The sequence below is a fragment of the Pedobacter sp. UYP30 genome (genome assembly GCF_040547165.1).
Lineage (GTDB): Bacteria > Bacteroidota > Bacteroidia > Sphingobacteriales > Sphingobacteriaceae > Pedobacter.
On record NZ_JBEPPD010000012.1, the window covers coordinates 1 to 12338 of the forward strand.

Here is a 12338-nt window from a genome sequence, read left to right on the forward strand (position 1 = left end):
CTTCAAAAGTATTTAGACGAATATTTTTATCGCCTAAATAGGTCTATTTTTAAAGAGACAATCTTTGATAATCTATTTAAAAGAATGATAAAACACCAACATATTGGTTGGAAATCTATTGTAGTGCCTAAGTAAGTAACTCGATAATTAAATTAGAAACTCGTATTTTATGATAGGCCGAATCGAAAGATACGGCATATTCTTTTGTTTCTATCTAAAATCAACATAGCGAAAAAAATTTTAATATTTATTGTTTTATTATAATAATTTAAAATAAAAAGATAAATATATTTTGATTTTATGAATATTTAGAGGAGATTTGTTGTCTAAACTTTTCTACTATGAAACTATCTGACAACAAAGTAATAGCTGTGCTAAACAACCTTTCTACTGTTTTTCTATTTCTTTTTATAATTGTTTCAATATTTAGACTTTTCGGCTCTGGTGCTCCTAAGAACAGTAAATCTGTAGCAGGGTTTCAAATTAATAACCTAATTGCTGCCCCGAGAAACCCTGAAGTACAAACGTTAAACGATTGGTTTAGCAAAACCATTATTGTCTCACAAACAAACTTAGCTGCAATAGATTTGAGAATAAAAAAACGTACACAGCTGTATTCCTGGCCATCTGCAATCTATCAAATTGCGCAACTATTCTATTGGCTGCTTATTGCGTACCTTGTACTAGCGCTCAAATTAGTTTTTTCTGCATTAAAAAAAGACAAGGTATTTACGCCTAAAAATACATATATTATATTATCTGCTGGAGTTGTCTTAATTTTCTACCGATGTTTAGATGGCTTAGACAGGAGCTTTTTCTCAACTTCATAGACGATTTTAATCTAAACAACTCAAATTATATTCTAAAAAATGGCGCGTCTATGCTTGGCACAGAATTTTGGGTTGGATTGGCGTTAGTCGCATTCGGGCTAGTATTTAAAGCTGGTGTTGACATGAAAAAAGAAAACGAGTCTTTCATTTAGTTCCTATGGCAATTGTAATTAATTTGGATGTAATGTTATCCAAACGGAAAATGTCTTTAACAGAACTATCTGAAAGGGTTGGGCTGACAATTGTTAACCTTTCCATACTTAAAACAGGAAAAGCAAAAGGCGTTAGGTTTAATACGCTAGAAGCGATATGCAAAGTATTGGATTGTAAACCGGGTGATATCCTGGATATAGAATAAGTAGCCAATCGTACAAACAAAAAAGAAGCCCTGTAAATCGCAAGTTACAAGGCTTTTTTAATGGTGTGACCCCTCAGGGGTTCGAACCCTGGACCCACAGATTAAGAGTCTGTTGCTCTACCAGCTGAGCTAAGAAGTCATCGCTGCAAATATAAAAATTTGTAGGCTACAAGATAATTATTACCTGTTTTTTTTTGAATATCCTATTTAAGGTTGAAGAGATTATCTACCCCCAGTAATTTACGTGAGGTAAACCCTTCCCCGTAACCAGCACCTATACTCTTCCCGAATTCTCTAGCTCTACCCAAAATGCTATCAAAGAACTCGGGCGAAGAAATGTAGGTTTCCAGACCATCAACCTTTGCGCCCGGAACGTAGAATTGTGTTTTAAAAGCTTTGATACTTTCAACCTTTTTATCAATATGCTCTGATATATCGACAATGATATCTGGTTTGATGTAGGTATCTTGGATAAATTGCAGAAACAACCTTGGTCTATGAGAAGCCTGTTTCTCCCCATCTACAATAGTCTCTATCTTTTGCAATCCAGAAAGAAAAACTGCATCGTTAACCAAGTCTCCTGCCCTGCCGTGATCTGGGTGCCTATCTGTTAGCGCATTAGCAATTATAATTTCTGGCTTATATTTTCTTACCATCTTTAATACTTCCATTCGATGGTGTTCGTCGTTAGTGAAAAATCCGTCTCTAAAACCAAGGTTTTCACGAATCTGGAGGCCTAAAATTTTCGCAGAAGTCTCTGCTTCTTCGGCCCTGGTTTCTTCCGTGCCTCTTGTTCCAAGCTCGCCTCGGGTAAGATCTACAATCCCAACTTTTTTGCCTAAAGCCACATGCTTCAAAATAGTTCCAGAGCAGGCCAACTCAGCGTCGTCTGGATGCACAGCTATCACTAAAATATCTAATTTCATTAAATTTTATCGGTATTTATTGCCAGCAGTCGTGTTATTTTCTTTTTTAACTTACCGTTTTGTGGTTTAGTAAAAGGATAAAAGAAATCTTCTAATTCTCCTTGCTTATTGATGAGGTATTTATGAAAATTCCACCTTGGCTTTATGTTAAATCTATTGTTTTGTTTTTTGTCTGCCAAAAATTGGTAAAGTGGATGGGCATCGGCACCACGCACAAAAATCTTTTCGAAAACAGGAAAAGAGACACCGTAACTCCGCTCACAAAACTGTAAAATTTCTATGCCGTTTAAAGGTTCTTGCTTTCCAAAATCATTGCTTGGAAATGCCAATATCTCAAAATCATCGTTATTCATTTCTTCCTTTAATTGTTGAAGATCTTTAAACTGATTGGTAAACCCACATTCTGAAGCTGTATTTACAATAAGCAGTACCTTATTTCGATAGGCAGAAAGCAGTTTTTCCTGTCCGTCGATTTGTTTTACTTTAAAGGAATAAATATTTGAGAACGTTCGATTCATTTTTTGCTTTTATTGATAATATCCAGAAGATTGAATGATTGCTTCAATATCTCTATCTTCGTTTACATTGTAAGTTGCCTTTAAATTATGCCCCACTACCCTTGCAATTAGCTGGTACGAAAACGCAGCAAAGCCTCCTTTTGTTTGCTTAACAATATCGAATGTTGTTCTGCCGACCTCTCTATCTATCAATTTGGTTAAAATTTTACCCTGGGTAATGGTCAAATCTTTTATTTCTCGGTTAAACATGTCTTTAATTTCCTGATCGCAGGCTTTTACCAATACCTTCTGTTGGCGCTTTTCGGGCGCATGCTCCAAGTCGCTCTCCAATTTCTCGTAACGCCTTTTGGCATATAAAGCATAAGGCATCACTTTTAAAACATTATAACGCAGCCTATCAAAAGCCAATTTTTCTTCAGGGCTTTTAAAAACTCTATTAGCGTTAATGTCTACATCGTGAAGCAAAATCCACGGAACCATAGTTCCATTGTCATTTGTGGAAGCAACCCGAATGGTATCATTTTTGCCCATTTTTGGATATACGGGATCAGCAGCCTGCTGCGCATGTGCGGCCGAAACGAAAATGATTACAATAAACAGAAAATTTAATTTTTTTAAATTCATAAATTTATCCTATAGCAAAACTAGGGCTTATTTCATACATTCGCTTAACGATGTATCCAATATAAATATTATTAGAATATTTTCTGCATTTTTTACGTAAAAAAAACAAATGAAAACGGAGTTACTGATTGATTTAGAAGCAGAGAAGAAAGAAATTTTAAAACGATATAGAACCTTGTTGAGGGCGTGTAAGCCTACCATGCAGCGTGGAGACAAAAAAGAGCTACGAAAAGCATTTGATATAGCGCTCGAAAGTCATAAAGACATGAGGCGCAAATCGGGAGAACCATACATTTATCATCCTATTGCAGTTGCACAAATTGCGGCAGAAGAAATTGGTTTGGGTACCACCTCTATTGTTTGTGCGTTGTTGCACGATGTGGTAGAAGACACCCAACTAACGCTAGATGACATTGAGAGAGAGTTTGGTAAAAAAACCGCCAAAATTATAGATGGCCTTACTAAAATAGCTGGCGTTTTTGATACCAACAGCTCGTTACAGGCAGAAAACTTTAGAAAAATGCTATTAACCTTGGCAGATGATGTTAGGGTAATTCTAATAAAACTTGCCGATAGGCTGCACAACATGCGTACAATGGATTTTATGCCACAGCATAAGCAGCTAAAAATAGCCTCAGAAACCATTTATTTATATGCTCCATTGGCTCATCGGCTTGGTTTATACGCCATTAAATCAGAATTAGAAGATCTTTCCATGAAATATTTGGAACCTGATACGTATAAATTTGTTGCTAGAAAATTAAATGAGAAAAAAGCTGAGCGTGCGCTGTTTATAAAAAGATTCGTGGAGCCGATTGCCGAAATTATGAATGAACAAGGCTTGACAGCCGATATGTATGGCAGGCCAAAGTCTATTCACTCCATTTGGAACAAAATGAAAAAGAAGAATATACCTTTTGAAGAGGTGTATGATCTTTTTGCCATTAGGATAATTTTAGACAGCCAGCCAGAAAACGAAAAGGCCGATTGTTGGAAAGCCTATTCCATCGTAACAGATTTATATCGTCCTAATCCCGATAGGTTAAGAGACTGGGTTTCCTCGCCGAAAGGCAACGGATACGAAAGTCTTCATACCACGGTTATGGGACCAAGGGGACAATGGGTTGAAGTTCAGATTAGAACCCAACGCATGAACGAAATTGCAGAAAAGGGTTTTGCCGCACACTGGAAATACAAAGAATCTTCTAACGACAATGGACTAGACCAGTGGATACAGAAAGTGAGAGAAATGCTTAGCAATCCGGAAGCTAACGCCTTTGAATTTTTGGATGATTTTAAGATGAATCTCTTTTCTGACGAGATTTTTATTTTTACACCAAAGGGAGCCCTCATACAACTGCCAGCCGGTGCCACTGCATTAGATTTTGCATTTGAAATACACACAGATGTTGGCGCAACCTGTATTGGCGCAAAAGTTAACCACAAGCTGGTGCCACTTTCTCATAAATTGCAAAACGGAGATCAGGTAGAGATTATAACCTCGAGCAAGCAAACACCAAAAGAAGATTGGCTGAACATTGTAGTTACTGCCAAGGCAAAATCTAAAATAAAATCTTCGTTAAAAGAAGAAAAACGAAAAATTGCAGAAAATGGCAAGGAAATTTTGGAGCGAAAGCTTAAATCTTTAAAGATTACTTACAATACCGATAATTTACAAAAGCTGAGCTATTTCTTCAAACTTAACTCTACGCAAGAGCTATTTATCCAAGTTGCAGAAGGAAAGATAGAGCTGAAAGACATAAAAGAATACCTCTCCATTGAAAAAGAAATCGAAAACCGCAGTGTAGAACGACCAGAAAACTTATCGGTTGATGGGATAAAGAAAAAAATGAAATCTGCCGAAACTGATATTTTGCTAATTGGAGAAGAACTGCAGCGGATAGATTATAAACTTGCTCCGTGTTGCAATCCCATACCTGGAGATGATGTTTTCGGTTTTATAACCGTAAGTGAGGGGATAAAAATACATAGAACAAATTGCCCAAATGCCGCACAACTAATGGCTAATTATGGTTACAGAATTATTAAAGCGAAGTGGAACAAACAGCAAGAACTTACTTTTTTAACAGGTTTACAGATTTTCGGTATTGATGAGGTAGGCCTAATAAATAGTTTGACAAGGGTTATTTCGACCGATTTTAATATAAACATGCGGTCTATTACGGTTGATAGCAACGAAGGGATTTTTGAAGGCTCTATAATGATTTATGTGAACGACACCGAACATTTAGAAAAATTGATAGACACCATTATGCAAATTAAGGGTATTACTGCTGTAACACGGTTTGATGCCTAGCATAAAATTTGTTTAACAAACCTATGTTATTAAAATTTGTGCGTTTTAATCCCGAATCAAAATCGTGAAAGCTCGCCTTCCATTGCATTTTTTTTTGGCAGAAAAGCCATAAATGGATGTCATCTCATTTGCTAGTGCTAGTGAGTAGAAAAACGCGGCATATTTAAAATTAACCTTAAAAATAATTTTCAACAACAATGATAAGTTCTAACAAAACTTTCAAAGCCTAGGTGACAAGGTTACTGTTAGCGAAATTTTAGTTGAGCCTATGCTCTCGAAAGTCCATTTTAAGAAAGATAATATTAAAAATTTACAACAAATTGGCAAACAAACCATCGCAAAATCTATCAGAATTTTTGGAAATGGCGGGCTATTTGGTTTTACTGGCTACTTCTCTAATGCCTCTATATGTAAAATGAGATGGTTTGTTATGAGAAAAGACACACGCGTACTTATCGATTTCTACGATGGTGAAAAGATTGTAATCTCTCCAAACGAGCCAAAAGAATTTATGAATATCTTTAAAGCTAAGGAACCTGACTAATTTCTGTATTTGGAGATTATTACTTTAGGTCTAAAATCAAACAATTTACTTACCTTTGAAAAGAGGTAGAAAAGCATGTCTGAACAGAAAACGAATGAACTTGTTAGAAAAATATTCGAGGCTTATTTAGAAAATAAGAACCTTAGAAAAACGCCTGAGCGTTTTGCTATTTTAGAGGAAATTTATTCTAGAAACGATCATTTCGATGTGGAAACGTTATATATCCACATGAAAAACCAAAAATATCGCGTAAGCAGGGCAACCGTTTACAATACTTTAGAGCTGCTGGTTTCTTGCGATCTAGTTACCAAGCACCAGTTTGGGAAAAACATGGCGCAGTTCGAAAAATCTTACGGTTATCGCCAACACGATCACGTTATTTGCATAGAATGCGGCAAGGTGGTCGAGTTTTGCGACCCACGCATTCATCAAATCCAGACCATGGTTGGAGATTTATTAAAATTTGATGTAAAACACCATTCTTTAAATTTATATGGCTTTTGTTCTGATTGCAGTATGGCACAAAAAGTGAAAGAAAGCGCAAACGGAGCCAAATCTTAACACACTAAACCTATTTTAGATAATTTTTTAAGTTAATGAAGAAAGTCGATGTACTTCTGGGCCTACAATGGGGCGATGAAGGAAAAGGAAAAATTGTTGATGTTTTAAGTCCGAAATACGATCTTATTGCACGGTTTCAAGGCGGTCCAAATGCCGGACATACCCTAGAGTTTGAAGGTAAAAAATTTGTGTTGAATACCATTCCATCCGGAATTTTCAATCCAAAAACCATGAACTTGATTGGAAATGGGGTGGTTATTGATCCCATCATCTTAAAAAGGGAACTGGATAACCTTAAAAAAGCAGGTCATGATCCGGTAGCTGATGGAAAATTAGTTATTGCCCGCAAAGCACATTTAATTTTGCCAACACACCAAATGTTAGATGCGGCAAATGAAGCCAAAATGGGCAAAAATAAAATTGGCTCTACCTTAAAGGGAATTGGCCCCACATATATGGATAAAACTGGCAGGAATGGTTTGCGCGTTGGCGACACTACCCTACCCGATTTTAAAGAACGCTATGAAAAATTGGTAGAAAAACACAATGAAATTCTATCGCACTTTGATTTCGATTACGATTTAAAAGAAAAAGAAGCTGCTTTTTTCGAAGCGATTGAGTTCTTGAAAACCATTCCGCATGTAGATAGCGAGCATTTCGTTAATAAATACTTAAGTGAAGGAAAAAATGTGTTGGCAGAAGGCGCACAAGGAACGTTGTTAGACGTAGATTTTGGCTCCTATCCTTTCGTTACCTCCAGCAATACCACAACCGCAGGCGCATGTACTGGTTTGGGCGTTGCACCAAATAATATTGGAGAAGTTTTCGGTATTTTTAAAGCTTATTGTACACGCGTTGGCGGCGGCCCCTTCCCTACAGAATTAAATGATGAAGTAGGTGAAAACTTAAGACAAATTGGTCACGAATTTGGTGCAACAACTGGTAGATCAAGACGTTGCGGTTGGATAGATCTACCAGCACTTAAATATGCCATTATGCTAAATGGTGTTACAGAACTTATCATGATGAAAGCCGACGTGTTAGACGGTTTTGATGATATTTATGTTTGTACACATTACGAGTACGATGGAAAAACGATAGATTATATGCCTTATGATATTATTTCTATCGAACCGAAACCAGTATTAAAGAAAGTGGAAGGCTGGAAAACCAACGTAACAAAAATTACTGCGGTAGACCAAATACCAGAGAAATTAAAAAGCTATATTTCGTATCTAGAAACTGAGTTGAAGGTGCCGATAAAATATCTTTCTGTTGGCCCAGATAGAGCTCAAACGTTAATATTGTCGTAATTAAAACTTCTTAAAACCTGAAATCTCGTTGTAAACCGACGAGATTTTTTTTATTTCATTCTCTTCGGTTCGGATTTGCACAAATCTAAATTAGAAGTGAATTCTTTTTCTATTATTTTTGCATAAACAAACTGTTGGTTTCCTAACCTATCCACCACATTTGAACTACAATTTGCATATTAATCTTTGACGGCTTGAAAAAACTAATCAACATTTCCGAGTTTAAGCATAAAGCTTTGCATTGGGCAAATCAGTTCGAGGTATGTTGTTTTTTAGATTCGAACGGATATAAAGATAAGTATAGTGCTTTTGATTTTTCAGTTGCTTGTGGCGTACAAAACGAATGCTTAGCAACTGAAATGGATTCATTTAAAAAATTAGAGGCATTCCAAATGCTTCATAAAAATTGGTTGTTTGGGATGTTCAGCTATGAGTTAAAAAATGAAGTAGAAAAACTAGCATCTAAAAACATAGACCATTTACAGTTTCCAAACTTGTATTTTTTTCTTCCGAAATTCCTTATCATTTGCAAAAATGGGCAGGTTGAAGTGATTTTGGGCGATGAAAAAATAGTTAACGAGATTAACAATTTCGAGCAACCTAGAAGTGTTAAACCACAAAACCTCACTTTAACAGCTCGGATTGATAAGCGCCAATATCTAAAAACCATTGATAAGCTACAGGAACACATTGCCAAAGGAGACATTTACGAAATAAATTTCTGCCAAGAATTCTTTGCAGAACATGCACATATAAATCCTGTGGAATGTTTCGAGAAATTAAACCAGCTATCGCCCAACCCACTTGCTGGATATTTTAAAATTTACGATAAATTCATTTTGTCGGCCTCGCCAGAAAGATTTCTTTGTAAACTAGAAGACAAGCTTATCGCACAGCCTATTAAAGGCACATCAAAACGCTATGAAAACCCTCTTGAGGACAAGGAAGCTAAATTAAATCTACAAACTAACGAAAAAGAACGGGCCGAAAACGTGATGATTGTAGATTTAACACGCAACGACCTGACAAAAGTTTGCGAAAAGGGCTCGGTTAAAGTTGAGGAACTTTTTGAGGTTTATAGTTTCCCGCAAGTCCATCAAATGATTTCTACCGTAACCGGCAGCTGCAACAAGGAAACCACTCTTGTCGAAATAATAAAGAAAACTTTCCCAATGGGATCTATGACTGGTGCTCCAAAATTAAGTGCAATGCTACTAATAGAAGAATATGAGCGCACAAAACGTGGCATTTTCTCTGGCTCAATTGGATATGTTACTCCAGAAAACGATTTCGATTTCAATGTGGTTATCAGAACTGTACTTTACAATGCAACCGCAAAACATCTCTCGTTTCAGGTTGGTGGCGCCATTACGTTTTTAAGCGACCCAGAAAAAGAGTACGAGGAGTGTCTGCTAAAAGCCTCGGCCATGTTTAGCATATTAAAATAATAAAAACTTGTAAAAAAGAATTATCTTACACTTGACAAAAGAAGGGTAACTCACGATTTTTAAGTCTAAAATTTTCTATTATGCTCATTAAAATTTATCCTGAAAACCCAAATCCGAAAGTAATAGAACAAGTGGTAGAGGTTTTAAAAAAAGGTGGAGTAATCATTTACCCAACAGACACGATTTATGGTTTGGGCTGCGACATTACAAACCAGAAAGCCATTGAAAAAGTGTGTAAAATACGTGGCGTAAAACCAGATAAAGCAAACTTATCCTTCATTTGCTATGATTTAAGCCACATATCAGATTACATTAAGCCGATAGACAACACTACTTTTAGGATTCTTAAAAAAACGTTGCCTGGACCTTTTACTTTTATCTTTAACGCAAACAACAATGTGCCAAAATTGCTAAGCAGCAAAAAAAAGACTGTTGGAATTAGGGTACCTGATAACACCATTGCACGCTGCATTGTAAAGGAATTAGGAAACCCGATTGTTTCTACTTCCATTAGAGATGACGATGAATTGATCGAATATTCCACGGATCCAGAGTTAATTCACGAAAAATTTGAAGATTTGGTAGATTTGGTGATAGATGGCGGTTTTGGAGACAATGAGCCCTCTACCATAGTAGATTTTACTAACGGTTCGGTAGAAATCATCCGTCAAGGAAAAGGAATTATTGAGGATAATGGATAAATTCTCGCCTTGTAATCTGTTTGTTTTCCCAGGTTTTTCTAAATACCCGAACCTATTTACAGTCTTTTCTTGGTGCACATCTTCAGCTACAAATAGAGAGTAAATCATTTCAGACTTACAATATTTACATAACCTGAGGGCTAATTTATACAAATTTTTCTATTTTTACGGGTAATGGAGAGGATAATCAATTTAGAAGTATTCAAACGTTTTTTTAAGTCTGGACAAGTTGGTGGCTTTATTTTATTAATCTGTGTCGCCATTTCTCTAATTATCGCTAACACATCTTCTAGCGAAAGTTATGCTAACTTTTTAGAGGTTAAATTGGGTTTCGGAGAGATAAATTATAGTATTCTTGGTTGGATTAACGACGCCTTTATGGCTGTATTTTTTTTACTGGTCGGTCTGGAAATCAAACGTGAGTTGATTGAGGGCGAGTTATCCTCCTTAAAAAAGGCATCTCTGCCAATCTTTGCGGCAGTTGGCGGAATGATCGTTCCGGCACTCATCTATTTCTTATTTAATGACGGTACCATAACAGCCTCTGGATGGGGAATACCCATGGCGACAGACATTGCGTTTGCTTTGGCCATTATTGCAATGCTTGGAAACAGCGTTCCTTCTAGCTTGAAGATATTTTTGGCAGCTCTAGCCATTGTTGACGATTTGGGCGCAATTTTGGTGATTGCCATTTTTTACACCAATCAGATCCATTTCGAATATTTGTTGATGGCTGGTGGAATTATGGTGTTGCTCAGCTTGATGAATTATTTTGGGGTAAAAAAACTGATTTTTTATTTGATTCCGGGAGTGTTTTTATGGTATTTCATCCACCACTCTGGCATACACGCAACTGTTGCTGGAGTTCTTTTGGCATTTACCATTCCAACAAATACAATTGCGGCTGAGTCTCCGCTCGAAAAACTAGAACATGCGCTCACAATCCCGGTAAACTACCTTATTATGCCCATTTTTGCCTTGGCAAATACAAACATTACTTTCCAAAAAGAAATGATAACTGGTTTATTCTCTCCGCTTGGTTTTGGTATAATTGGCGGATTATTTATTGGAAAAACCATTGGTGTTTCTTTGTTTAGTTGGATTGCGGTAAAATTTAAGTTCGCAAACTTGCCTTCTATGGCCAATTGGAAGCATATTTTAGGGCTTGGCATGTTGGCAGGAATAGGATTTACCATGTCTATTTTTATTTCCCTATTATCTTTTAAAGATATAGCCTACGTACTAGAAGCTAAATTCGCAATCCTTGTTGCTTCTGTAATTTCTGGTATTATTGGATTTGTAGTGTTAAAGTTTGTAAATAACGATCCCGCGCCAGAAGCAATAGATGTTTAGACAATATGTATGCGCCTAGACAGCAAATAAACTTACTCCTTATCCCAAAAAATTTGTTTAAGAATAAGCGTTTAGTCTTTAAATCTCTGCATAAAGCTTTTAATTTCCGTTTCTAGGTTTCCATTTGCAATTGCTTTTACGAAAGCCGTTCCGATAATTGCGCCGTCTGCATAAGCACACGCTTTTTCAAACGTAGCGCGATCACTAATACCGAAACCAATCATAGTTGGATTGCTCAAATCCATGTCTTTAATGCGTGAAAAATAGGTTTCTGTCGTGTTTCCAATGGCTAAATTTTTTCCCGTCGTTGCTGATGAAGAGAGCAGGTAAATAAATCCATTTGATAGGTCGTCAATTTTTCTGATGCGTTCTTCTGCAGTTTGCGGCGTAATTAAAAAGATGTTACTTAGTTCATATCTTTCGAAATCTTTTTGATAAAACTCTTCATATTCCACCATCGGCAAATCTGGTACGATGCAACCATCAACGCCAACTTCTGCACATTTTTTACAAAAATTTTCTACACCAAATTGCAATACAGGATTTACATAACCCATTAACAACACCGGTATACTTACTTTTTCGCGCAGTTTTTTTAACTGTTCAAAAAGCAATTCCAGCGTCATTCCCTGATCTAAAGATTGTTTACTGCTCGCTTGTATCACAGGTCCATCTGCCACCGGATCCGAGTAAGGAAAACCAATCTCTAGCATATCTGCACCAGATTGCTCTAGCAATTCGGCAATTTTTACGGTATCGCCCGTATTTGGATAACCGGCAGTATAATAAATGGATAATATATTTTTCTTCTGTTGGAAGAGTTGTTTGATTCTGTTCATGTGGGA

Annotated in this window: 13 protein-coding genes, 1 tRNA gene and 1 pseudogene; 10 read left to right on the forward strand and 5 right to left on the reverse strand. The window is 36.6% G+C overall.

The genetic code is table 11. The annotated features are described in order from the left end of the window. From ABIB40_RS13495 to ABIB40_RS13505, 3 genes and pseudogenes are all read left to right on the forward strand, one after another. Positions 1-135, forward strand: a pseudogene (locus ABIB40_RS13495) (IS1595 family transposase); the annotation flags it as partial. Between the two features lie 206 nt (positions 136-341). Further along, positions 342-830: a hypothetical protein gene (locus tag ABIB40_RS13500; protein ID WP_354359909.1), complete on the forward strand. Its 489-nt coding sequence runs from the start codon at positions 342-344 to the stop codon at positions 828-830. Between the two features lie 157 nt (positions 831-987). Next, the gene (locus tag ABIB40_RS13505; RefSeq protein WP_354359910.1) at positions 988-1188 is read left to right on the forward strand and encodes a helix-turn-helix domain-containing protein; all 201 of its coding nucleotides are present in this window, start codon (positions 988-990) and stop codon (positions 1186-1188) included. A 66-nt stretch (positions 1189-1254) separates the two neighbouring features. Here ABIB40_RS13505 and ABIB40_RS13510 read toward each other — a convergent pair. The 4 genes from ABIB40_RS13510 to ABIB40_RS13525 form a co-directional block, all read right to left on the reverse strand. Further along, a tRNA-Lys gene (locus ABIB40_RS13510) sits at positions 1255-1327 on the reverse strand. A gap of 64 nt (positions 1328-1391) precedes the next feature. Beyond that, positions 1392-2114, reverse strand: coding sequence for a bacillithiol biosynthesis deacetylase BshB1 (gene bshB1 / locus ABIB40_RS13515; RefSeq protein WP_354359911.1), 723 nt, complete (start codon positions 2112-2114; stop codon positions 1392-1394). After that, positions 2114-2632: a glutathione peroxidase gene (locus ABIB40_RS13520; RefSeq protein ID WP_354359912.1), complete on the reverse strand. Its 519-nt coding sequence runs from the start codon at positions 2630-2632 to the stop codon at positions 2114-2116. Before ABIB40_RS13520 ends, bshB1 begins: the two co-directional genes overlap by 1 nt. Positions 2633-2641: 9 nt before the next feature. Next, entirely contained in the window at positions 2642-3256 is a 615-nt protein-coding gene (locus tag ABIB40_RS13525) for a DUF4294 domain-containing protein (RefSeq protein WP_354359913.1), read from the reverse strand. A 109-nt stretch (positions 3257-3365) separates the two neighbouring features. Between ABIB40_RS13525 and ABIB40_RS13530 the strand changes: the two genes are divergently transcribed. The 7 genes from ABIB40_RS13530 to nhaA all read left to right on the forward strand — a co-directional run bounded on the left by ABIB40_RS13530 (position 3366) and on the right by nhaA (position 11493). Next, a complete protein-coding gene (locus ABIB40_RS13530; RefSeq protein WP_354359914.1) occupies positions 3366-5573 on the forward strand; it encodes a RelA/SpoT family protein in 2208 nt (735 codons plus the stop codon). 253 nt (positions 5574-5826) lie between these two features. Next, positions 5827-6117 carry a PH domain-containing protein gene (locus ABIB40_RS13535; protein ID WP_354360027.1) on the forward strand — a complete coding sequence of 97 codons (291 nt, stop codon included), beginning with the start codon at positions 5827-5829 and terminating at the stop codon, positions 6115-6117. Positions 6118-6192: 75 nt separating this feature from the next. Continuing rightward, positions 6193-6678, forward strand: coding sequence for a Fur family transcriptional regulator (locus tag ABIB40_RS13540; RefSeq protein ID WP_354359915.1), 486 nt, complete (start codon positions 6193-6195; stop codon positions 6676-6678). Positions 6679-6713: 35 nt separating this feature from the next. Further along, complete coding sequence (locus tag ABIB40_RS13545) at positions 6714-7991, forward strand: adenylosuccinate synthase (protein ID WP_354359916.1); 1278 nt, start codon at positions 6714-6716, stop codon at positions 7989-7991. A gap of 194 nt (positions 7992-8185) precedes the next feature. Next, on the forward strand, positions 8186-9439 hold the full coding sequence (locus ABIB40_RS13550) for an anthranilate synthase component I family protein (protein WP_354359917.1): 1254 nt from the start codon (positions 8186-8188) through the stop codon (positions 9437-9439). An 80-nt stretch (positions 9440-9519) separates the two neighbouring features. Then, entirely contained in the window at positions 9520-10140 is a 621-nt protein-coding gene (locus tag ABIB40_RS13555; protein ID WP_354359918.1) for an L-threonylcarbamoyladenylate synthase, read from the forward strand. A gap of 174 nt (positions 10141-10314) precedes the next feature. After that, on the forward strand, positions 10315-11493 hold the full coding sequence (gene nhaA, locus ABIB40_RS13560) for a Na+/H+ antiporter NhaA (protein WP_354359919.1): 1179 nt from the start codon (positions 10315-10317) through the stop codon (positions 11491-11493). 71 nt (positions 11494-11564) lie between these two features. Here the strand turns inward: nhaA and trpA are convergent, their stop codons facing one another. Beyond that, positions 11565-12332: a tryptophan synthase subunit alpha gene (gene trpA / locus ABIB40_RS13565; protein WP_354359920.1), complete on the reverse strand. Its 768-nt coding sequence runs from the start codon at positions 12330-12332 to the stop codon at positions 11565-11567. Positions 12333-12338: the final 6 nt, after the last annotated feature.

Excerpts from the sequence above, each read along its gene's own strand:
- ABIB40_RS13540 (WP_354359915.1), top strand. The coding sequence starts at position 6,193 with ATGTCTGAACAGAAAACGAATGAACTTGTTAGAAAAATATTCGAGGCT.
- ABIB40_RS13555 (WP_354359918.1), top strand. The coding sequence starts at position 9,520 with ATGCTCATTAAAATTTATCCTGAAAACCCAAATCCGAAAGTAATAGAA.
- ABIB40_RS13530 (WP_354359914.1), top strand. The coding sequence starts at position 3,366 with ATGAAAACGGAGTTACTGATTGATTTAGAAGCAGAGAAGAAAGAAATT.
- ABIB40_RS13505 (WP_354359910.1), top strand. The coding sequence starts at position 988 with ATGGCAATTGTAATTAATTTGGATGTAATGTTATCCAAACGGAAAATG.
- ABIB40_RS13545 (WP_354359916.1), top strand. The coding sequence starts at position 6,714 with ATGAAGAAAGTCGATGTACTTCTGGGCCTACAATGGGGCGATGAAGGA.
- nhaA (WP_354359919.1), top strand. The coding sequence starts at position 10,315 with ATGGAGAGGATAATCAATTTAGAAGTATTCAAACGTTTTTTTAAGTCT.
- ABIB40_RS13520 (WP_354359912.1), bottom strand. The coding sequence starts at position 2,632 with ATGAATCGAACGTTCTCAAATATTTATTCCTTTAAAGTAAAACAAATC.
- trpA (WP_354359920.1), bottom strand. The coding sequence starts at position 12,332 with ATGAACAGAATCAAACAACTCTTCCAACAGAAGAAAAATATATTATCC.
- ABIB40_RS13525 (WP_354359913.1), bottom strand. The coding sequence starts at position 3,256 with ATGAATTTAAAAAAATTAAATTTTCTGTTTATTGTAATCATTTTCGTT.
- bshB1 (WP_354359911.1), bottom strand. The coding sequence starts at position 2,114 with ATGAAATTAGATATTTTAGTGATAGCTGTGCATCCAGACGACGCTGAG.
- ABIB40_RS13500 (WP_354359909.1), top strand. The coding sequence starts at position 342 with ATGAAACTATCTGACAACAAAGTAATAGCTGTGCTAAACAACCTTTCT.